Origin of the sequence: Mucilaginibacter roseus (assembly GCF_021215455.1) — a bacterium.
Taxonomy (GTDB): Bacteria; Bacteroidota; Bacteroidia; order Sphingobacteriales; family Sphingobacteriaceae; genus Mucilaginibacter; species Mucilaginibacter roseus.
In genome coordinates, this window is record NZ_JAJPWV010000002.1 from 887358 (window position 1) to 910589 (window position 23232).

Annotated in this window: 19 protein-coding genes; 9 read left to right on the forward strand and 10 right to left on the reverse strand. The window is 45.2% G+C overall.

The features are described from left to right. The first annotated feature begins 63 nt into the window (after positions 1–63). From LT679_RS08760 to can, 3 genes are all read left to right on the forward strand, one after another. Positions 64–393 carry a hypothetical protein gene (locus LT679_RS08760; protein WP_232177074.1) on the forward strand — a complete coding sequence of 110 codons (330 nt, stop codon included), beginning with the start codon at positions 64–66 and terminating at the stop codon, positions 391–393. An 89-nt stretch (positions 394–482) separates the two neighbouring features. Next, entirely contained in the window at positions 483–2090 is a 1608-nt protein-coding gene (locus tag LT679_RS08765; protein WP_232177075.1) for a SulP family inorganic anion transporter, read from the forward strand. Between the two features lie 239 nt (positions 2091–2329). Continuing rightward, the gene (gene can, locus LT679_RS08770) at positions 2330–3001 is read left to right on the forward strand and encodes a carbonate dehydratase (RefSeq protein ID WP_232177076.1); all 672 of its coding nucleotides are present in this window, start codon (positions 2330–2332) and stop codon (positions 2999–3001) included. 75 nt (positions 3002–3076) lie between these two features. On the opposite strand, the gene LT679_RS08775 is transcribed toward can, so the two are convergent. Next, complete coding sequence (locus LT679_RS08775) at positions 3077–4765, reverse strand: arylsulfatase (protein WP_232177077.1); 1689 nt, start codon at positions 4763–4765, stop codon at positions 3077–3079. A gap of 30 nt (positions 4766–4795) precedes the next feature. Then, positions 4796–5875 (reverse strand): formylglycine-generating enzyme family protein, encoded by a 1080-nt coding sequence (locus LT679_RS08780; RefSeq protein ID WP_232177078.1) that lies wholly within the window; start codon positions 5873–5875, stop codon positions 4796–4798. A 204-nt stretch (positions 5876–6079) separates the two neighbouring features. Between LT679_RS08780 and LT679_RS08785 the strand changes: the two genes are divergently transcribed. After that, a complete protein-coding gene (locus LT679_RS08785; protein ID WP_232177079.1) occupies positions 6080–7084 on the forward strand; it encodes a LacI family DNA-binding transcriptional regulator in 1005 nt (334 codons plus the stop codon). Between the two features lie 47 nt (positions 7085–7131). Here LT679_RS08785 and LT679_RS08790 read toward each other — a convergent pair whose 3' ends face one another. The 6 genes from LT679_RS08790 to LT679_RS08815 form a co-directional block, all read right to left on the reverse strand. Continuing rightward, the gene (locus LT679_RS08790) at positions 7132–9141 is read right to left on the reverse strand and encodes a beta-L-arabinofuranosidase domain-containing protein (protein WP_232177080.1); all 2010 of its coding nucleotides are present in this window, start codon (positions 9139–9141) and stop codon (positions 7132–7134) included. An 11-nt stretch (positions 9142–9152) separates the two neighbouring features. Further along, positions 9153–10169, reverse strand: a complete 1017-nt coding sequence (locus LT679_RS08795) for a family 43 glycosylhydrolase (protein ID WP_232177081.1) — start codon at positions 10167–10169, stop codon at positions 9153–9155. A 6-nt stretch (positions 10170–10175) separates the two neighbouring features. Further along, a complete protein-coding gene (locus LT679_RS08800) occupies positions 10176–12017 on the reverse strand; it encodes a glycoside hydrolase family 2 protein (RefSeq protein ID WP_232177082.1) in 1842 nt (613 codons plus the stop codon). An 86-nt stretch (positions 12018–12103) separates the two neighbouring features. Then, positions 12104–12802: a DUF3823 domain-containing protein gene (locus LT679_RS08805; protein ID WP_232177083.1), complete on the reverse strand. Its 699-nt coding sequence runs from the start codon at positions 12800–12802 to the stop codon at positions 12104–12106. Positions 12803–12821: 19 nt separating this feature from the next. After that, positions 12822–14687: a RagB/SusD family nutrient uptake outer membrane protein gene (locus LT679_RS08810; RefSeq protein ID WP_232177084.1), complete on the reverse strand. Its 1866-nt coding sequence runs from the start codon at positions 14685–14687 to the stop codon at positions 12822–12824. Between the two features lie 19 nt (positions 14688–14706). Next, the gene (locus tag LT679_RS08815; RefSeq protein WP_232177085.1) at positions 14707–17961 is read right to left on the reverse strand and encodes a SusC/RagA family TonB-linked outer membrane protein; all 3255 of its coding nucleotides are present in this window, start codon (positions 17959–17961) and stop codon (positions 14707–14709) included. Between the two features lie 267 nt (positions 17962–18228). Here LT679_RS08815 and LT679_RS08820 point away from each other — a divergent pair, with 267 nt between their 5' ends. Further along, positions 18229–18654, forward strand: coding sequence for an SRPBCC family protein (locus LT679_RS08820; protein WP_232177086.1), 426 nt, complete (start codon positions 18229–18231; stop codon positions 18652–18654). 192 nt (positions 18655–18846) lie between these two features. Beyond that, positions 18847–19578, forward strand: a complete 732-nt coding sequence (locus LT679_RS08825; protein WP_232177087.1) for a lysophospholipid acyltransferase family protein — start codon at positions 18847–18849, stop codon at positions 19576–19578. 61 nt (positions 19579–19639) lie between these two features. On the opposite strand, the gene LT679_RS08830 is transcribed toward LT679_RS08825, so the two are convergent. Continuing rightward, on the reverse strand, positions 19640–20377 hold the full coding sequence (locus LT679_RS08830) for a LytR/AlgR family response regulator transcription factor (protein ID WP_232177088.1): 738 nt from the start codon (positions 20375–20377) through the stop codon (positions 19640–19642). 157 nt (positions 20378–20534) lie between these two features. Between LT679_RS08830 and LT679_RS08835 the strand changes: the two genes are divergently transcribed. Further along, positions 20535–20813, forward strand: a complete 279-nt coding sequence (locus tag LT679_RS08835) for a hypothetical protein (RefSeq protein ID WP_232177089.1) — start codon at positions 20535–20537, stop codon at positions 20811–20813. Positions 20814–20852: 39 nt separating this feature from the next. On the opposite strand, the gene LT679_RS08840 is transcribed toward LT679_RS08835, so the two are convergent. Next, entirely contained in the window at positions 20853–21866 is a 1014-nt protein-coding gene (locus LT679_RS08840) for a sensor histidine kinase (RefSeq protein WP_232177090.1), read from the reverse strand. A gap of 243 nt (positions 21867–22109) precedes the next feature. Between LT679_RS08840 and LT679_RS08845 the strand changes: the two genes are divergently transcribed. After that, on the forward strand, positions 22110–22325 hold the full coding sequence (locus tag LT679_RS08845) for a hypothetical protein (RefSeq protein ID WP_232177091.1): 216 nt from the start codon (positions 22110–22112) through the stop codon (positions 22323–22325). Next, positions 22319–23218 carry an ABC transporter ATP-binding protein gene (locus LT679_RS08850; protein ID WP_232177092.1) on the forward strand — a complete coding sequence of 300 codons (900 nt, stop codon included), beginning with the start codon at positions 22319–22321 and terminating at the stop codon, positions 23216–23218. Before LT679_RS08845 ends, LT679_RS08850 begins: the two co-directional genes overlap by 7 nt. The last annotated feature ends 14 nt before the right edge of the window (positions 23219–23232 follow it).

Consider the following 23232-nt stretch of genomic DNA (forward strand, 5'->3'; position numbering starts at 1 on the left):
TAATTGCGTTTGCAATACCTAACCAATTGAGTAAAGCCCTCCGTTGTTTATATTTTTTACAGCATGAAAGTCAAGGAGTTTAAGGTTTTAACCGCAATGCTTTTCATCGCTATCTTTTTCTCAAAGATGGTGATATCAGTAGCGCCGGTTATTTTCCATCTTGACAATAAGGTTGTAAAAGCGGTGATTATGCAGCTGGAGAACGAGAGCAAGGAGAAGGACACGGCCGAGAAGGACATATGCAAAGAAAAAAAATCGTTCGACGAATATTATACCCAACTGGTTCGCTTAAACCTGCATGTTATTGAGCTCAACATCCTGCACAACCAGGAGACACTGATATACCATTACGCTTACGCGCCTGTAATACTTACCCCGCCGCCAAACGCTTAAGCCGCCTAAATTTCTCCGGGTTAACTGTGCTCTGCCCGGGCATGGCAAACCTTTATTCTATAACACACCACAAACCAGTTTTACCAATTATGAATCAGCATGACCACACCGCTGGCACTGCAGGCTTTTTTGATCTGCATAAGTATTTTTTAGCTAAAAACCTAAAGCGTGACCTGCCTGCCAGTATCGTAGTATTTTTAGTGGCCCTGCCCCTATGCCTGGGCATTGCGCTGGCATCGGGTGCGCCGCTTTTCGCGGGTTTGCTAACCGGCATTATCGGCGGTATAGTAGTAGGCATAGCCAGCGGCTCACAGCTTAGTGTTGCCGGGCCTGCCGCCGGGCTCACCGTTATTGTGCTTAATGCCATCGCCACACTTGGCTCGTACGAAACCTTTTTGCTGAGCATCGTTATCGCCGGATGCATGCAGATCATTCTCGGACTGATAAAAGCCGGCACCATAGGCAACTATTTTCCGTCAACCGTAATTGAGGGAATGCTGGCAGCCATTGGCATCATCCTCATCATGAAACAGTTTCCGCATGCGGTTGGTTACGATGCAGATTACGAGGGTGATGAAAGTTTCTCTCAGGCCGATCAGCATAACACTTTTTCAGAGATCATGCTGGCGGTATCAAAAATCAATTACGGCGCGGTTATCATCAGCGTGGTATCATTGCTGGTACTCATCTACTGGCCCAAATTTAAAAAGCTGGCCATTGTACCTGCACCGCTACTTGTAGTGATTTTGGGGATTGCTTTCGCTGCGGCCTTTGCGGAAACCGATTTTGCCCTGCTCGATAAGCAATTTGTTAACATCCCGATAGTAAAAAGCGGTGACGAGTTCTTTAAGCTTTTTAAATCGCCCAACTTTAGCGATCTGGCCAATAAAAATGTTTGGATAGTGGCGGCCACCATTGCCATTGTTGCCAGCCTGGAAAGCCTGCTGAGCCTGGAAGCGGTTGACAAGATAGACCCTATAAAGCGTATATCACCCACTAACCGGGAACTGGTAGCCCAGGGGCTTGGCAACGTAGTGAGCGGTATGCTGGGCGGAATGCCCATGACGGCGGTGATCGTGCGTTCGTCGGCCAACGTTAATTCAGGGGCGCGTACTAAAGTGAGTGCCATAGTACATGGTGTTTTCCTGTTGTTATCGTTATTATTTATCCCGAGGCTTATTAACATGATTCCCCTGTCGTGCCTGGCGGCAATCCTGCTCATGACGGGTTATAAGCTAACCCGCGTTGAGTTGTTCAAACATGTGTGGCGCAAGGGGCTTTCGCAATTTATTCCCTTTGTAGTTACTATTATTGCCGTGGTATTTACCGACCTGCTTAAGGGCGTTGGTATAGGTATGCTGGTGGGTATATTTTACATATTGCGAACCAACATGCGTAACCCTTACTTTTACCGCATCATTAAAAACAACGACGGCAAAAAAACCATTCACATCCGCCTGGCCGAAGAGGTTTCGTTTTTAAACAAGGCCGCTATACAAATTACCCTTACCAGTTTACCCGAAGGAAGTGACGTATTGATAGATGGATCAAACTCAAGGTATATTGATCCGGATGTGCTTGAAACCATACATAATTTTAAGCATAACGCCTTTACAAAAGGTATTGTGGTACAGCTACAGGATATTAAGGACAGGTATGATGTGCCCAAACTAAAAGAGCTGATTTACAAACCCTAAATAACAATAAACAGATTTAAACAATAAACATTTTAAGGCAGTTACGTGTTCAACACTTACCATTTTATGCAGATGCTTCTTAAACAAAGTGCAAATATTTATACAACAATCGCTGATGTCGCCGTTATCAGCGTTAACAAGTATAACGGGCGATGAATCCGCAACAGATTTCAATTTTATACTTTTACCGTGATTGAAAATTAACAAAGCAACATCTTAAACTAATTAATAAAAAAACCATGTGTGCACACAAATCATCAGAACTACATGACACAAGCCATATAACCTATGAAGGTTTGCTTGACGGTAACAAGCAATTTGTAGCCGATACGCTTAAACTTGATCCGGAATATTTTGATAAGCTGGCCAACGGCCAAAAGCCACCTGTACTTTGGATAGGGTGCGCCGATAGCCGCGTACCGGCAAACCAGATAACCCATACCCAGCCGGGCGAAATATTTGTTCACCGTAATATTGCCAATATGGTGATCCACACGGATATGAACATGCTTAGCGTGCTCGATTACGCTGTTAACGTACTTAAAATTAAACATGTAATTGTTACCGGCCATTACGGCTGCGGTGGCGTTTTAGCCGCTATGGGCAACAACTCGGTAGGTATTATTGATAACTGGCTGCGCCACATTAAGGATGTTTACCGCTTACACGCTTCAGAACTTAACGCTATTGAAGACGAGAAAAAACGCGGCGACAGACTGGTTGAATTAAACGTAATTGAAAACGTAAGTAACCTTTGCAAAACCTCAATTGTACAAAACGCCTGGAAAAACGGCCAGGACCTGAGCGTGCATGGATGGGTTTACGCTTTGAACACCGGTTTAATTACCGATTTGAAAGTGAGCCAAAACTCAAACTCGGGCCTTGAAGAGGTATTCAAGTTTGTGTTGTAAAAAAGAATCTTCTTAGCATAACGAAATCGCGAGAAACAAAACAAATTCAATTCTCGCGATGTCGTTTTTTTTATTTCAGGGTTTCGGATACACGTAATTATCTTTAGCCCATTTATGCCATTGGCTGCTTAGCCGGGCTACTTCTGCCGGGTGTGATGCAGCAAGATCATTCAGCTCTGCCTCATCCTTATTAATTGCGTATAAATGCCAGGCAGTGTCATTCCCGCTGTGCGATACGAGTTTCCAATCTTTATATCGTACATACCGTGCTCCAAAATGCTCATTAAACAGCGGCTCATCGTCAGTTGGCTTACCCTTAAAAGAAGCGGCGAAGCTGTGGCTTTGTATTGGCATAATATCATGGCCCTTATATTTTTTAGGATATTTTGCCTTAGCCAAGGCCATAAACGTAGCCATAAAATCCTTTACGTGCCCCATTTGTGCCGATATGCTGCCGCCTTTCATTTTTATTCCTTTTGGCCAGTAGGCCACCATTGGTGTACGTACCCCGCCTTCGTATGACTGGGCTTTCCAAAATTGGTATGGCGTATTGGCTACGTTAGCCCAGCGCTGCCCTATTGAAGCGTAAGAGGTTTGCTTTCCCGGGATGATGGTCTTTTTCATGTCGTAAACTATGGGCTCGCCGGTACGTGTTTGGTCGGGGCGGTCAAATCCAGGACCATAAGCCGTACAATTTTCATTACTCGCACCGTTATCACTTAGGAAAACAATGAGCGTATTCTCTAACTGTCCGGTTTCCTTTAAGGCCTGTATTACCCGGCCAATACCCTGATCCATCCTGTCGATCATGGCAGCATGCACAGCCATTGCAGCGGCATCCCACTCCTTGTCGGGGTTATTCTCCCAATCTAAATTAGCACCCCAGCGAGGTGAAAGCGGTGTGGTTTTCGGGTCTATCAAACCCGCCTTTACCATTTTGTTATAACGGGCTTTACGTATGGCATCCCAGCCTACTTTGTAGGTATTCTTGTATTTGGCAATATCTTCGGGCAATGCCATCAGCGGCCAGTGCGGCGCGTTCTCGGCAAGGTATAAAAAGAACGGCTTTTTATTTTTAGCCATCTGCCTTACGTATGACGCCGCCGTATCGTTAATGGCATCGGTATGGTAATAGTTTTTGGGCACTTCCTTAACCGGCTCGGTACCATTTACCAGGCTGAAAGGGTCAAAAAAATCAACCACACCCCATATTGTTCCATAAAACCTGTCAAACCCCCTGCTGGTTGGGTACTGCTCAATAGGCGAAAAAGTAGGCTGGTAGGTTTGGTGGTTCAGCCACTTCATCTGCTCTTTTGCGTCTTTTAATCCCGGCGTATTTGATACATGCCACTTACCTGCCATGGCCGTTTGATAGCCTGCCTGCTTTAGTACCTCGGCAATGGTTACGGCGTTGTCTGACAAATGGCCGAGATAACCCGGCTCATCCTCAGCATCCGTCATGTTGCCAATACCCGCGCGCTGATTATACAAACCTGTAAGCAACGAGGCACGCGTAGGGCAGCACCTGGAAGTATTGTAAAACCTTGTATACCGGATGCCATTCTTTGCCAGAAAATCAATATAAGGCGTGCTGATCTCGGAACCGTAACAGCCAATATCTGAGTAACCCAAATCATCAGCCAGGATCACCACAATATTTGGCCGGTCATCAGCGGCGGTACTTACCGACGAAGGCGCCGGTTTAAAAAAAATGAGAGTTGATGCGAGCCCTATCAGCAAGGCCGATCCAAAAAACCATTTCATAGTATAGTGTTAGAGTTGAACAATATTCTGTTATTTATCACGCACACATCTAAAGCCTACATGCTCGGTACTGCTGTCCTCGGAGTTTTTCATCCGCCGCGCCACGCGATAGCCCGAGCAATAACTATCGTTACATAAAAATGATCCACCGCGAATAACCCGCTTAACAGCGTAAGGTTCATCCGGGTCGTAGCTTTTGGCGGGTCCTTTCGGGTTACTTACACCCGCTGGTTTATTTATGGTTTGATAGTAGGTATTGTTATATAAATCGGCACACCACTCCCATACGTTCCCCGCCATATCAAACAGTTTATAGGGGTTTGGCGCAAAACTTCCTACCGGTGCCAGTCGCTCAAAATTATCGGCCACGGTGTTCTTCCACGGAAATTCGCCCTGCCAGCTATTAGCCTTGGGGTTGCCTCTATCAACCGACTCGTTACCCCAGGGATAGATATTGTTTTGCCGGCCACCGCGTGCGGCCCACTCCCACTCTGCCTCGGTAGGCAAACGTTTGCCTGCCCATTTGCAATAAGCCAGCGCGTCGTAATAGCTAACATGCACTACCGGGTAATTATCCTTTCGGTTGATATTACTTTCAGGCCCTTGCGGATGCTGCCAATCGGCGCCCGGAACCCAGGCCCACCATTGGGTGTAGTTGTCGAGCTTTACGGGATGACCGGGCGGAACAAATACCAGCGAAGCAGCCACCAGCATACTTTCATCGGGCATCGGCGTACCGGGAGGTAATTGTTTTTCCAGTTCGTTCCAGTCGGGTTTGCGTTCGGCGGTAGTAACGTAACCGGTAGCCTTTACAAAGCGGGCAAACTGCGCATTGGTTACTTCCGTAGCATCCATCCAAAAACCGTTAACGGTTACCTTGTGTTTGGGGAACTCATCATCGGCAGCCTGGGCGTTATCGCCCCCCATACTAAAGGTTCCGCCTTTAATGAACACCATACCCGTATGGCTTTTCAACACACCGGTATCCGCAATTTTTTGGCTAACCACACCTGCCATGCCAAAGCGGGAAGGCATATTTGATTCGCAGCATAGCGCCTTTTTTAACGGAGATGTTTTTTTATAAGCCTGCTTACTTTCTGTGTCAGACATACAGGCGCCTAACAAAAAACAACACGTAGCAACAGTACCTGCAAAAAATATTTTTTTTGCTTTATTCAATTTGTATAGTTTCTTTTTAAATGGTTAACAGCAATTATAGCTGCAATACTAATATATAAAACAACGAGCGTTTACCGCCTTAACAGATTGTATTTATACTGTTACTTCTGCTTTTATTTGTAGTTTTAGATTCGCATGTTCAGGGCAGCTACTATAAAAGATATTGCAAAGGCACTCGGTATATCGCCATCAACGGTGTCGCGGGCTTTGAGTGATAGTTATGAGATCAGCTCCGAAACCAAAAAAAAGGTACTCGATTATGCCCGGCAAATTAATTACCATGGCAACCCGGTAGCGCAAAGCCTGCGTAACAAGCGCAGCAACTCGATTGGCGTTTTGGTGGCCGATGTAGCCAACAGCTTTTTTGCCCAGGTAATTAACGGCATTGAGTCGGTGGCTTATGAGAGCGGGTACAACATCATTATATCACAAAGCCATGAAGAGTATGAGCGCGAAAAGGCAAATATGCAACACCTGGCCAATCGCTCGGTTGATGGCCTGCTGATGTCCATAGCGGCGCAGACTACCGATTATGCGCACATCCGCGAGTTGCACCAACACGGCCTGCCCATCGTGTTCTTCGACCGCATACTTGATGACATAGAAACACACCTCGTGAGCAGCGACAATTTCAAAACATCGTACAACGCCATTAAACAACTTTTAGGTAAAGGATACAGGCGCATTGCCATATTGGCCAGCACGCCGCAAATATCTATTACAACCGAAAGGGTTAACGGCTATAAGCAGGCACTTACAGACAACGGCATCAGCATAGATGAAAGCCTGATCAGGCATTGCTACCGCGGCGGCCGCGATGAGGATGAAATAAGCAAGGCATTACTGGCTCTTTTTAATACTGAAAACAAACCGGATGCGCTCTTTATAGCGAGCGATCTGGTAAGCACTGCCAGCATACGCGCCCTTAACCGCATCAGCTACCCGGAGAATCTGGCTATAGTTGGCTATTCAAACGCTGATGTTATTGATCTGTTAACGCCGCGCATCTCCTACATCAGGCAACCTGCCTTTGAGATGGGCCAGATAGCTACACAAATGCTCATCAAACTTATTGAAAGTAAATACCCGGTTTACAAGTTTGAAACTCGCTTGCTGGATGCCGAGATCATCTGGCAATAAAAAAGCAGGCCATTACAGCCTGCCTTTATAATATCAATACTGAGGGCTTATCTAACTTGAGGAAATTGTGATATACGCAACCTGCTGCAACCGTAAGGTATCAGCGTAATCACTTCTTCAGGTTGATTTGGCATACCTTCGTTATAGATCACGCTGAACGGAATCGGGCCCGTCATGTCGTTATATAATTTCCAGTCGGGTATGCGTTTGGCTTTGGCCTTTAATATTAAGGGGGCATTGTCCGGTGTCCAGGGGTAAAGTGGTATCGCCTTTTTATCTATTGAGATACTTTGCTGGAACTTATTGTCATCCAAAGCCACTAAACCATAATTCCATGGAGTGGTCGGGCGCATTTCATAATATTCCTTACCATAAGCGATAGGATCTCTATCATTTTTCACCAGCCTGGTTTCTTCGCCAATTTTAAGCGCGTACACCAGTGGCCCACGCTCAACCGATACTGAGTTTTCGTACCAAAAGTTTTTATAGATGTGCATGGGCAGCTGTAGTTCCACCACGTCGCCGTTCTTCCATTGGCGGTCTATTTTAACTATCTGGTTACCTTTAGCTTGTTGCAGCTCCTGTCCGTTTACTTTTATTACCGCGTTTTTGCACCAGGCCGGTATGCGCAGGTGAAACGGGAACGATAACTGCTTGGCCTTTTTGCTGGTTAGCGTAAACTTTATATTTTCATCAAACGGATAATTGGTTTCCTCCTTAAAGGTTATTTCCTTGCCATCAGCTACTTTTGACGTTACCTCGCTCGCCGAATATACCAACGCGGCTATACCCCTGTCATCAGTAGCATACCACAGGTTTTGCGTAAACTTAGGCCAGCCCTGATGCATGTTTGAGGTACAGCATGGAAAGCCTGATAGTAAGCCATAAACCACATCGGTACCAGCGTGGTTAACATCAAAGTTATGCACGTGGCGGGTAAGCATTACCTGGTTAGCCTGCTGAAAATACTGGCGGTTCAGGTAATCCTCCGTGGTTTGGGTTGGCAGCGCGTTAAAGGCTATTTTTTCCAAGCGGTCGGCGTAATCAACATCACCTGTAATTTCAAGCGAGCTTTCAAGCGTAAACATCATCTCCACTGCCGAGCATAGCTCCGAACCCTGTGTCGGATTATTGCCATGTAAGGATTCATCGCCACCATACAGGCCATGCGCCATACCGTTATATTTGGTCAGATCATGAAAACCCTTCTTCATGGCATCCACATATTTTTTTTCGGGGTGATGCTGGTAATAGATCAACGGCTCCTTCATACCCTGCGCCAGGTTTACACCATGGATGCTGCCCATGCGGGTAAGCATGTCGGTATCTAAAAACTCGCCGGTAAAGTTATAGGTCTGTTTGTGCAGCAAATCTGCCAGATCAAGCAGGAATTTATCGCCCGTAATGTTGTACAGCCAGTATACCACCATCAGGTTATCGCCGCCGCGCAAACGTGCCCAAAACGTCCAATGGTCAAGCGGTTTTGTTGGCAATTCCTTTAGCTGGTATTTAAAGTAATTGGTTAGCAAACCAATTACCCGCTTATCGCCGGTGGCCATGTAGTATTGTTTCAACACTTTTAGCATCACCATTTTTGGCCACCAGTCGCGGCTATTGTCGCGCTGTATGCCTGCCTCGTAAGGGTAATCTTTAGAGGGGCCGAAGTATCCGTCAGGCTGCTGACTTTTAATAGACCACTCCACCCAAGGTTTTACCTTGGCTATGAGTGCCTTATCCTGCAAAATATACGCCAGCGGCAGCAAGCCGTCTATCCAATATGGGCCACGCTCCCATTGGTCGCCATCGCCACCCAGCCAACCGTTACGCCGGTTCATCACTAATGGGTAAAGCTCATCCAATTTACCGGTAGCGCCATTTTTTTGGCGGATAAGCATTTCGCGCAGCCAGCCCTGCGGCTTTATGGCGCCAAGCGGTAGTTCGATGTATGGATTTTGGCGCAGTGGCGCACGGCTGGTGGTGTAGTTAGCCGTTTGTGCGTTTGCCAGGGTAGTAATTGCTAACCCTGATACCAAAACGAGCAGTAACTTAAATTTCATATCAATAATATTTAGGGCAAATAAAAATCAAATGGTTTATCACGGTCGCACACCAAAGTGCCATCCTTGTATTCCAGTTCGGCTACGTGTATTGATGTGCGCTTGGTTGAATAGGTAAAGGCATCGTCGGCATCGTGCCCGCCATCATTCTGGTGCGATTTACGGCCGGGATGCGTAAAATAAACAATATAGGCATGATCACCTGTAACCACCACATCCGCATGCGCGCCGGTAGGCGTATCCTCCGGCCGATGACCGGGCCTGTCCAATACCATGCCCTGGCGTTCCCAGCTTTTGGCATCTTTTGAGCGGTACACACGTTGGCCATGCCACTCGTCGGTTATCATCCAGTAATAATCCTTAAACCTGAAAATTTTAGGCCCTTCGTGCTCCGGGCCACCAATGATCACTTTTGGGTCGGCTTTCCAGCTTATCAGGTCAGCACTTTCGGCAGCATAGGTATTGGCATTAGGCCCTTTGTACCAGATATGCCATTTACCATCGGGCAGTTTCATCAGTGTTGGGTCGATGATACTGCCGTCGAGTTTCAGATCACCCAAAAATTTCCAGTCCCACAGGTTTTTGCTGGTGTAATGCACCAGCCGCGCTTTGCCGCCCCAGTGGTTATACACTCCCTGAATGTAGGTGACAAACATGTGGTAAGTGCCTTTATCATAAATTACCTCGGGCGCCCAAAAGGTATTGGTACCTCGCTCAAAATCCAAATTAAGCGTACCGCGATAGGCCCAGGTCTGCCCATGATCTGTTGAGGTAGCCACACCGATAGCAGTGCCGTAACAGTAAGCTACATCCTGCGTTTGGGTATTTGCCCGGCGCTGGGTGTACAGCATCATCCAGCTTTTTTCAGCCTGATTGTAAACCACGATCGGGTCGGCCGCGCCATCATACATCGGGTCGCGGTACAGTGGCGACGGCGCTTTGTGCATACCGCCGCTATTTTGCGCAAAAGCCTGTCCGCATAGTGCGAACAGGCTTGCTAAACAGTAAACTATTTTATTAAACACCATCAATGTTTATTTAACCAATGAGGGGTCGTACAACTTGGTATTTACTTCGTGCAGCTTGTTAACCGGCATTTTATCAACCGCGCGGTCATAGGTCATAAAGCCGTTGGTTTCGCCCTCAACATCGGTAGTTTGGGTATATACCGCCGCTGAAAGGCCCAGCGGAATCAACTCCGCTATACGCTTAGTGAACGAGGCATACTTCTCAAACATTTCATCAGATGTTTTAAAGGTTTGATAACCCCAGTTCTTTTTCTGCCAGGTATGGCCATCAAGCGGTAAACCCAGGCCACCAAACTCGCCCAATACCAAAATGCGTTTTTGCCCGAAAACATCAGGCGCAGGCATAGCCGGGTGCGGGTAGTTATGTAAATCGATAATATGGCCGGTTAAATAGAAATTACCACCACTGGCACTGTTAACCAGGCGAGATGGGTCTTTCTTCATTGTCCACTCCGTAATTTCAACGGTTTTAAACTGGCCCCAGGCCTCGTTAAACGGTGTCCAAACTACGATGCTCGGGTAATTGTGCAGCACGTCCATTATGGCGTTCCACTCCTTGCGGTAGTAACCTTCAGATTCAGGCGTACGTTTTTGGTCGGTACCATGGTCCAGTACACCCGGGCGGTTTTCCCAGCCGTTACCCAGGTCGCCGCTTGGCATATCCTGCCATAACAACATGCCTACCTTATCGCAGTAAGTATAATAAGTAGCAGGCTCAACCTTAATGTGCTTACGTATCATGTTAAAGCCCATTTTTTTAAGCTGATCAATGTCGTATATCATCGCCTCGTAAGTTGGCGGCGTGTACAAGCCATCAGGCCACCAGCCCTGGTCAAGCGGACCATACTGGAAAACGAACTTGTTGTTCAGCATCATACGTTGAATACCATTAGCATCAGGCGCCATTGATATTTTACGCATGGCAAAATAGCTGGTAATCGCGTCAACCGCTTTATTATTTCGCAACAGGGTGATCTTCAAGCTGTAGAGGTTAGGACTCTCCGGCGACCAAAGCTTTTCGTTCTTCAGTGTAATAACGGCTGCTTCGCCCGCGTTTTGCTGCTTTTGAGCAATAACGGTTTTACCATCCAATACTTCTATCTTCAGGTTATCACCAGCTTGCTTACCGGCAATATCGGCGGATATGGTAATGGTGTGCGCATCAATATCAGGTGTTTGTTTGGTTGATACGATGTACGATTTTGGCACAGCCTCTAACCAAACCGTTTGCCAGATACCGGTTACCGGGGTGTACCAAATGCCCTCCGGCTTTTTCATTTGTTTGCCGGTTGGCTGCGGGCCGTCATTGGTTGGGTCCCACACGCGTACCACGATGTCCTGTTTCGAGCCACCTTTAAGGAATGGTGTGATGTTGAATGAGAACGGATCGAAACCACCCTCGTGCTTGCCGGCGCTTTTGCCGTTCACAAACACTTCGGTTTGCCAGTCAACCGCGCCAAAGTGCAGCAGTACCTCTTTACCTTTCATTGATGATGGTATATTGATCGTGTTTTTATACCACAGCAGGCTATCCTTACCCACGGTACGGCCAACGCCTGATAATGCCGACTCAGCGGCGAAAGGCACCAGAATGCTGCCCTCATATTTTGCCGGTGTAGATGCGTTTTTAGGCGTAATGGCATAGCTCCACAGGCCGTTAAGGTTTTTCCAATTATTGCTGCGTACCAGCATTGGGCGCGGGTACTCAGGCAGCGGATTTTTAGGGTCAACCTTTTCGGCCCAGGGGGTAACAATGCGATCTTTAATCAGATGCCATTGCCCCTGCTGTGCGTTGGCCGTTACGCAGGCTGTAAGGGTAAGTACTGCTGCGGATAAAAACTTTCTCATTTAGTATGTATTGAATTAAGAATTTGTGCTGTGCTAAACAGTTAAAGGGGCACTGCTCTTGCAGCAGAAACCCCTACCTTGTAAATTTAAAGTGATATTTTTTGTAATGGCGAGTAAATCATATCATCTACGCCGGCAATCTTCAACCCAACGCGGGCAAACACATATCCCTGTGATGGCGTAAGGGCAGGCACTGTAGCCGTTAAATTTACGGTGCCTGTAACGGCGCTGCCGGCTATTCCGTTATTCGCTACGTTCTCATCGCCGTTGCTTGATACAAACTGGGTTTTATTTACGTATAACGTAACCCTTTCTATATCGCGGGCATTGGCATCAGTTATTATTTTGTTAACCGAGAAAGCCGCGGTAACCGCCCTGCCACTAACTGAATATTTAACGTCGTTTATCAGGTAGTAAGGTGTTACCTCCAGATCTATGGTTTTATCGCCGCTTATGTTAACGCTCAGCGAATCGCGCGTGGCGCCAGTTTGGTTCCACCTAAAAGGGCCTTGTACCCCCGGGATTATCAGCTTGTAATCACCATTAAATAGCAGGAATGAAAACGCGCCATCCTGCGTAACATTACCTACAATAGCGCCACGTTTACCAAAACCACTTTGATACAGTTCTACCGGTACTTGGTTTTGCTCAACATTTATCGGCGTGCCGTTATAAACAAGCCTGCCTTTAAAGCTGGCCTTAGGCGCCTCTTTAGTATCCTTTTTACATGATGCAACCACCACAGTGAGTGCCACCAATATGATATATTTGAAATTAAATCTCATAACTATATAGCTTAAAAACTTATTGATTCGGCTGTTTAACAATCTTAGGGTTTCGTGATAATATATCATCATTTATCTGCGAATAATAATTACCCGATTGAAACCTGTTGGCACCCGTTATCCTGCCCAGCTTAACTTCTCTGAAAATCCATTTATTATGATTTGCATTACCCGGATTTTGGTACAGGTAAGGCCATAAGCTAAACGGCTGGGTGTTGTGCTTGGTTGCTGAACCTATGTCGCTTTTCAAATCAGCAACCGTCATGTTAGCGCCATCCCATACAATGTGTGCCAGCCTCCAGCGTTTCATATCAAACAAAGTGTGGCCTTCAAACACCAGTTCAACCCGGCGTTCATGCACTATACGGTCAAAAGTAAGATCATTGAGCGGAGTTGTTAAACCGGCACGGTTGCGTACCTGATTAATGTAACCAAGCGCTTTTCCCTTATCTCCAAGCTCAAAAGCGGCCTCACTTGCATTTAATAATACTTCCGCATAACGGTATCGTATAAAAGGCACATCGCTTCTACGACCACGACGACCAGAACCAGTAACCGGATCAAGATATTTCCGAATATAAAAACCGGTTTGTGTACGGAACTCCAAACCATCTGCAGGACCGTCTAAACCAACCGCAGGCGTAGAAGTGCCCGGAAGGGTTCCGGTTGAGATAAAATCGCCGGAAGCATTTTGGTAACCGGCTCTCACATCAATAGCGGCTCCTTTAAATACCGAACCAGGTAACATAACCGTGCCTGCTAAACGAGCGTCGCGGCCGGCAAATATATCCTGCTGATTGGTGTAGTAGATAGGGTCACCGCTCGCGTTAACTGTAGGTATCGGAGCATAGGTGTTATCCAGTTTTTCGAAGGCCTGTACCAAGTTAAGTGACGGATTTAAACGGCCCGCATCAGCGCCTTCTTCCGAACGTGAATACGGCTGATTGTTTACCGTAAAGCTGTGCACCTTATTTGTACCTACTTTAAAATCCTCAATAAAAATACTTTCCTTGTTAGCATCACTTTTATCAGTAAAAATCGCAGCGAAATTATCTGATAAATCAATGGAATTAGCTCTGTATAGCGAATAAGCTCCAGCTTCTCCATTAATAATGGCTTCAGCAGCGGCTAACGCTTTTTGATAATACGCGTTAGCCATCGTTGCAGGTATGCCAACCTCATCGCCCGGCAAGGTAACATTAGGTGTTCTTTGTGCTCCATACTTTGCAATAGAGGCTGCATATAGTGCGGCTCTCGACTCCATTGCAAGAGCTGCTGCTCTGGTAGCCCTGGATTTAATGTTAACCAGTGCCGGCAGATCGCTTTTTATTGCTTCCAGTTCACTTATTATAAAATCATAAACTTCAGATTCCTTTGATCTCGGAGTTTGCAGACTAAGTGCATCGCCTTCATAAGTTAATGATTGGGTTATAAGTGGTACGCCGCCCATTCGTTTAACCAATTCAAAGTAATAAGCGGCCCGTAAAAACCGCCCCTCAGCTATAAATATCTTTTTATCTTCTTCCTTAAGTGTTGAGGCCGTAGCACGCTCTATAAACAAGTTTATATCACGTATATATCCGTAATCCCACGTACCCCACTCACCCCAGCCCCAGCTGGTACGCTGCACAAAAAATGAGCTTCCGTTCTCTGACGGGAATGCCTCACTAAAATCAGCAAAACTTGCCCAACCATTATCTAAGCTTGAAAAATCAAGCTGTCGCTGATAAAGATCCGCAACCACCGACAATACTAACGCGGGGTCGGAAAACATTTTATCTGTCGGAACAACATCCCTGGGTTCAATGTCCAGGTAGTTATTGTCTTTACACGATGCCGTAATCAAGAGTACAGCACTTATACTCATTATCAATATCTTTTTCATCTTGTATAAGTTAATTCAGTTAAAAGGTCAGGTTAACACCAAAGTTGAATACTTTACTTTGAGGAAATTGCAAACCATTGTCATCCACAACTTCCGGGTCAATACCAAACTCTTTTAAATTGTCAAACGAGAACAAATTGTAAGCGTTCACGTAAAACCTTGCTCTTTTAATTTTTATTTTTGTAAGTACCGCCGCCGGCAGGCTATATCCTAATTCAAGGGTACGCATACGCAATTGCTTTACGTTATGCAGCCAAAATGTTGAGTTACGCTGACCGGAAACTTCGTAGTTGCTACTACCCGAATGACCCGGGTTATCACGGTTAGCGGGATATTTACCCGGAATCCATTGGCTGTTCAGATCGTAGGGATCAGCCCTGTGCCATCTATCCTCAAATATGGTGTTCAGGTTGCCGTTATTTTGAAATGCCCAACGGGTTTCCCAGTTCTGGAACCAGGTATAGCCTGATGCGCCTGAAAAATCAGCATGAAAATCAAACTCCTTGTAGCCTAAAGCAATGTTGAAACCGAAGTTAATATTAGGTTGTGTACCATAACCAAAACCAATCGGTCTCTCATCATATTGATCGATCCTGCCATCGCCATTTTGATCTTTGTAGATGATATCGCCAGGAATAAGTGTTTTATTACCCTTGCCATCAATGTTCACAGGGTAATTATTGATTTGATCAAACGATTCAAATTGGCCAATAGCTTCATGCCCCCAATCTAAACTTTTATACCGCCCCTCACGCTGGTTGCGATACTGATCCCATGAGTTAAAGAAACGTTCTTTATAGGTATCTTTCCATTTTGCACGAGTGTAGGCAATGTTACCACCAACAGTATAATTTACCTTACCAATTTTATTGCTGTAATTAAGCGATAATTCCTGGCCATATTGCAGGTCACTTTCCAAGTTCGCCTCGGGCAAATTATATCCCAGTTCTGATGGCAAAAGCACATCTTCCTGTGCTATCAGAAGCCCGCTGCGAACGCGGCGGAAATACTCTACGGAACCGTTTAACTTGCTATTTAGTAAGCTAAAATCAGCGGCAAGGTTTAAAGTTTTACTTTTTGACCAGGTAATAGTTGTAACTGGTATTCCTTTATCCCGAGAGACGCTAAGAGTTTGATCATTACCTGTGTCATAATCGTCAAGGATAGCCAGAATAGGATTATCACCGTCACGTATAGCGTAATTATAACCAGTCAGGTAAGCGAAATATGGCACAATTGGACGACCTGCATCGGTAGGATACCTGTCATCACCCATTAAACCATATGAACCTCTAAATTTTAAATCATTGAGTATGCTGTTGTCACCGAGCAAATTCTTCATGAATGATTCTTCGGTGATACGCCAGCCGGCTGATACAGCCGGGAAATAGCCTACACGTTTATTAGTGATAAATAATGATGACGCATCACGCCTGGCTGAAACCTCTAAATAATACTTATTAGCATAGTTGTAGTTAAAACGGCCGATGTACCCTACCCGCGCAGTGGCCAGATCGTAATCATCATAACGGTCCATAGTGGAGAACTCGATTAGCGGTAGGCTATTTGATTTTGGTATGGCATGCAACCAGTTACGCAGGCTACGGGTTTTAATACGTTCAGCAACCAAAGTACCCGAAATGTTGTGCTTGCCAAAGGTGTTGCTGTAATTCAACTGCGCCTGCATGTTGGTGTTGAACTCCTTACGCTGATCGCGCTCTCGCCATGGGTTAGTAGCTCCACCAGCCCTTTCGTAAGTATCCGTTTCCGGTTTGTACCTGTAAACGTCATACGTATATTCGTGGTTATTTAAAACGTTGTCGGCTATATAGTAAGAGTATACACCTTTAAGCGTTAAGCCTTTTACGCCAGGTATTTGGTATTCAGCATTAAAGTTGGTTTGCAATACTCTCCAGTCGCTACGGTAAGTGCCTGAAATTTTCTTATTGAGGAAAGCATAGTTTGACTCAATATTGTTGATAGCATTCAGGTAATTAGGATTGTCGTTAGCGTAAGGCCTTTCAATAGGCGTGTTACGCAATACGGCAAAGCGGGCCAGAAAATAGTCATCGCCACCCGGTACGCCCGGGTTTTCACGGCTTTCTACGCGTCCGTTTATATTTACGCCAACACGTAAGCCATTAGCTACCTTAGCGCTGATGTTTGACTGGATGTTGGTACGGCCAAACTCATACTCTTTACCAATGTTTGAGTTTTGGTAGAAGTTGGTTGCCGACACATAGTAGTTTACTTTGTCGGTTCCGCCGGTAAAGTTTACGTTTACTGAATTTTGCGGCGCATTGCGATTGCTGTTTAATACATAATCGCGCCAGTCAAAGCTCTGATAGCCACGCTCGGTGCCGATGCGGTATTTCTCAACCTCTTCTTTAGTAAAAGATGTTGTACCCGAGGTATTCATTTGCGCATCAGCTTTGTAGCGCGCATAATCATACGAGTTGCGAACCACATCCGGAAAACGAAACCAGTTTTGAAAGCCCATATAAGCATCTACGTTGATACGGCTCTCGCCTGATCCTTTTTTTGTGGTTACCACCACAACGCCGTTAGCAGCACGTACACCGTATATAGCCGCCGATGCGTCTTTCAGCACAGAGATACTTTCAATGTCATTTGGTGCGAGGTTGTTAAATTGCCCTGCATCCTGCTGCACACCGTCAATTACATACAAAGGTGCACCCATATTACGGATCTGGATGTTGGCGCTCGCGCCGGGGCGTCCGTCGGCCATACGGAAGGTTACACCCGGAATTTTACCGGCCAGTGTGGTACTAACCGTAGCACCGCCATGCACCCGGTCAATATCTTTAGCCGTTACCGAAGCGATTGAACCTGTTATGGATTCCCTCTTTTGAGTTCCGTAACCGGTTACTACCACTTCCTGTAAGCTTTCGTTAGCTGATTTGAGGGAGATTTTAATGTTTGTTTGCGTACCAACCGTTACCTGCTGCGCGGCGTAGCCTACAAAGGTTGCCTCAATTACGGCGTTAGCCGGCACGGTAAGCGTAAATTTTCCCTGCCCGTCAGTAGCTGTACCAATAGTGGTGCCTTTAACTCTGACGGCCACGCCTGGCAAGGGTAAATTGGTTTCGTCAACCACGGTGCCGGTAATTTGCGTTTGCGCAAAAACAGTTGATGTGTTAACAAAAAAAGCTACAAGAAAAAAAACGAACATGGCTTTGAGAAGCCGCAAGCTACCCGGCGGGTAGTTCGAAACGGATGATGTACCCTGTTTCAAGAGTAGAGTTTTTCTCATAAAATGGTAGTTATTTAATTGGTTTTTTAAGCGTCATTAAGACGTTTATTATCGAGAGGTAAATGACGGAGTTTTTTTGTTCAGCCTATTCGCTTTTTTGTATCAATACTTCGCTAAATCGTATCAATCACAACTGTGCACGCTCAAAAAAACACAGCATTAGCGCTGAAGTAAATGTCCTGATTCCCCCTCTTATATGTCCAGCTTTGAGTTTTTATTTGGCAATGATGGTATTACATTTACGTTAAATCAGTCATAATTATCAACATGAAAAACACAAATAGCGACGCGATTACCGTACAGGCAACCATCAACGCACCCGTAGAAAAAGTTTGGACGTACTGGAACGCCCCGGAACATATAACCCAATGGTGCCAGGCATCGGCTGACTGGCATGCGCCGTACGCGGAGAACGACTTGCGCCCTGATGGTAAATTCAAAACGACTATGGCCGCAAAGGATGGTAGTGTCAGTTTCGATTTTGAGGGCGTATATACGGAAGTGGAACCTCAGAAGACCATCAGCTATACCATGGCCGACGGGAGAATGGTGACTATTGAATTTGAAGGAAACGATAATATCACCACAGTTACTGAAACCTTTGACCCTGAAAACACCAATCCAATTGAAATGCAGCGTGGCGGTTGGCAGGCTATTTTAAACAGCTTTAAGCAATACACTGAAGAGAATTGAATTTTTCCATTTGTCATTTCGAACGAGGTACGAGCACAAATCTATCGCTAAGCAAATGCACACCAGCAGATTTCTCCCTATCGTTCGTAATAACAAGTATTGTATTCATACTGTGGAGTATTGAGTGTTAGTATAAACCAGCCATCATCACCGCTAACATTTACAGGCTTTTATTAACTTTGTCATCCCGTTATGAGAAAGTTTTTAGGATACATCCTTTCGCCCTTTGCTATTTCAGCATTTTTCCTGGTATTGGTTATTTTTCAGCCTATACAATGGATAAGCTACAAGGCCTTTGGCTATTCGGCGCACAAAAAATCTGTTGACGCGCTTAACTTTTGTTTGCTGAGCACCTATTACATTCTTTTTAATTCGGTAAAATTCATTAATAAACAGAACCTGCCACAAGGCCGGCCGATGATTATTATGGCTAACCACCAAAGCCTGATTGATATACCGCCGATGATCTACTTTTTCAGAAAGTATCATGCTAAGTTCATCTCCAAAATTGAGTTGGCTAAAGGTATACCATCCATATCATACAACCTGCGTGTTGGCGGCGGCGCTAATATTGATCGTAAAGACCCGCGCCAATCCATCACCGAATTGGTGAAGCTGGGCACGCGCATGAAAGAAAACGGCTGGTCGGCTATGATATTTCCTGAAGGCACCCGCTCAAAGGACGGCCATGTAAAAACCTTTCAATCGGCAGGTATAGCTACCTTATTAAAAAAATGTCCGAATGCTTTATTGGTACCGGTGGCTATTGATAAATCATGGGAGATGGTGCGTTACGGCCTGTTCCCCTTAAATACATTCACCGCCATGACGTGGGAAGTACTTGAACCCATTGAACCCGGCACCGCACCCGTCGATGAGCTGGTAAAGCTTGCCGAGGAACGAATAAGACAGAAGGTGGGCTAAGCACCCCAGCCGCTAAATGGGATTTATAATAGAGAGCTCCCCTTTAGGGGTTAGGGGACAACTAAACGTTCTTCCCGTCAATTATCCTGAAAAAATCGTCACGGTAAGTATCCCCTACCGGGATGATCTTATCGCCGATGAAGATACGGCTACGCTCAATACTGTCTATCTTATCTAACGATACGATGTATGAGCGATGCACACGTATAAAATGCTTCTCTGGCAAGGCATCCTCCATCTTTTTCATATTCTGCAGGGTGATAATGCGCTCGTTGGTGGTGAAAATGGATATATAATCCTTCAAACCTTCGATAAACAAAATATCGTGCAGGTATAGTTTCTGTATTTTATGCTCAGTTTTTACAAAAATGAAATCACTTAAAAAGTCTGGTTGCTGCTGTACGGGTGCTGCCGCGGGCACAGGTGTACTTACTGCTGCAGCAGGGTTTATAATGCCTTGCGCCTTTTGTACGGCTTTATAAAAACGATCAAACGCGATAGGCTTTAACAAGTAGTCAACCACGTCAAGCTCATACCCCTCAAGCGCATATTGCGGATAGGCAGTAGTTAGTATAACTTTAGCCTTGCCATTGGCAATCTTTAAAAATTGAATACCGGTGAGTTCGGGCATTTGCACGTCCAGAAACACCAGGTCGGCTTCGCCGCTTTGTACCAGCGTAAGCGCTTCAATAGGATTGGTAGTAGCCTTAACCAATTGCAAAAAAGGCATTTTGGCAATGTAATCCTCAAGTATGTTTAAAGCCAAAGGCTCATCATCAACAACCAGGCACCGTATCATTTTCTATAATCAGTTTTAAAAGCTAAAATAAACAATTTAACATCCGCAACGCTACTTATCAACCTGCACACATTTCCAAAAAAGCAATTTTAAAGCAAAACAAGTTAAGCAAATTCAACGTTAACTAAATAATATTAACCATAACACTTAGCTACCCATGAAAAAACTTAGTGCAGCTATTGTTGCCATTATATTTGCCTGCGTTTTGCAAAACGCCAATGCCCAAACAAGCCCGGTAAAAAAAGATACCGTTAGTAAAGGTCAGCCGGGTGCTACCACGCAGTCGTCACCGGCTAACCCGGTGCAGCCTGCCTCTACGCCCGACTGGTTGAAAAGCGATGCGGATAAAAAGAAAGATAACTCTACCTTTTTAACATCACCTACTCCTGATAGTAACAAAAGCGGTACTACCAAGTCAAAGCAGAAAAGGAAATAGCACTATAAAAGCCGTTCAAACCAGAATGGCTTTTTTTTATTAAAGAACAAGCTTCAGATTACAAACATAAAAGGTTTCTGTATCGTCAATATCCAGGGCATATTTTTTAGGATAAAGCAGATTCAGCCTGCGTTTAACATTACTTAAACCAATACCGCCTGAAGCATCGCGGTTATTATTATGTTTTTTATTTTCGATATGAAAGTCGAGCGTACCGTTATCTACCATCAGGTTCATCCGTATGGGCGTTTCCGGATCATTGGCAACACCATGCTTAAAGGCGTTTTCAATGAATGATATTAACAACAGCGGAGCTATACGCTGCGTAGTTACATCACCTTTTACTTCAAACTCAACAAAGGCTTTGTAGCCAAACCGTATTTTTTGCAGGTCGATATAATTTTGCAGGTAATGGATCTCCTTCTCCAGGTCTACCTTGTTATCATTACTCTCATACAGCATGTACCGCATAATTTCTGACAGCTTCAGAATAGCCTCAGGCGTAGTTTCCGACCGCTGGTAAGCCAGCGAGTAAATACTGTTTAGCGAGTTGAACAAAAAGTGTGGGTTAACCTGCGATTTCAGGAAGGATAGCTCGGCTGTTAAACGCTGATTTTCCAGGTCGCGCTGAATGCGCTCGTTCAAAAACCAATCGGTAGAGAATTTGAGTACAATGCTCAAAAACACGAAAATCAGGCTGGTAAAAAATGCGCTAAGATAGTAGGATGTAAAACCTATCATTTGCCCTTTTTGCTTTACAAGCGCATACTCTTTGTAAACAAGCGCCAATCCGTATTTAAAAAAACCATAGGCCAGTATTACGCCTAAAGCAATAAGTATGTATGTGCCATACCGCTTGCGGTCAAGCAGTTTAGGAATAAGCAGCAGGTAATTGATATAGAACAAGCTGATGTTTACCATGCCAAATAAAACAAACAGCACCAGCAAAGCCTCAATTGAAAGCCTGCTGTTGGTTTTGCCAATAAAAAAGAAGAAGGATATCAGGCATACCCACACAAACACATGCCAAAAAAACTGCCACTGCTTCTTCATCCTTTTACGCCGTGTTAACCGTCATGTTTACTTATTTGTTCCGCCATCTAAAGTAGTGTTTTAGCGCCTTATCGCGCGATGTATTATATATAGAGCTGGGTTTTTTCGATGAACTGCCCATTTTCTTCGACGAACGGGTTAATAGCCCGTTGCGGGCGTTTATCTATAAATAAAACCCGTTGGTCTAATACATTTTATGGGCTTGATTTTTTGCTATTTCTTTGTTTCATCAAATCAATCGCAATGAAAAAGTTAATCAAATACTCAAACCCTTTTGTAATGCTACTGGTACCAGTAATGTTTGCCCTGGTGATGGGTGTTGCTTACCAGTTTAACCAACAACAAAATTTAAATATAAAAGATGCCGGCGTTAAAGCTAAACAAGCCACTTCACTATTTGTAAAAGGCGTAAGCCTTGTGAAAACAGTGTGCGGAATCAGCCAGGAAAACGTATGGTAATCAGTACTCAAAACCTAACCTTTAACTTTGGCAACCAAAAGGTTGTCAACTCCTTATCGTTGCAAGTTCCGCAAGGAAGCATATATGGTTTTTTAGGGCCCAACGGCGCCGGTAAAACCACTACTATTAAATTGCTGCTTAATCTGTTAAAAACGGATGAAGGCAGCATTTCTGTTTTTGAGAAGGACCTGAAAAGCAATCGTATTGAGATACTCTCAAAAATTGGCTCGCTGATAGAGCAACCTGCCATTTACCTGCACCTAACCGGGCGCGAAAACCTGGTTAACCGCGCGGGCTTGCTGCAATTATCCATCCGCCGGGTTGATGAAATGCTTGAGCTGGTACAGCTTAAACAAGCGGCCAATAAAAAAGCCGGTCAATATTCACTGGGGATGAAACAACGGCTGGGTATTGCGCTGGCCTTGTTAAGCGATCCTGAATTACTGATACTGGATGAACCAACCAACGGGCTCGACCCGAACGGCATTATTGAGATACGCGAGCTGCTCATTAACCTAACCCGCCAGCATGGCAAAACGGTTTTTATCAGCAGTCACCTTCTTTCAGAAATTGAGCGGATGGCCACCCATGTGGGCATTATCAATAATGGCACCATGCTTTTTCAGGGTAGCATTGCCGAGCTGGAAGCACTTAACCAGGCACTGCTGCTTATTGAAGTTGATAATACGGTTGATGCTGCCAACCTATTAAAGCGACATCAATATGAGGTTGCGCAGGTAACGGAAACGTTGGTTGGCTTGCCTTACCATTCAAAACAACAAAGTGGCGAAGTCAATACCTTACTGGTAAACAATGGCTTTAGGGTTTACAGCATCGGCAAGCAACAGCAAGACCTTGAAACGCTCTTCTTATCCATCACCAAACAAGCCTGAAGCCTTACACATCT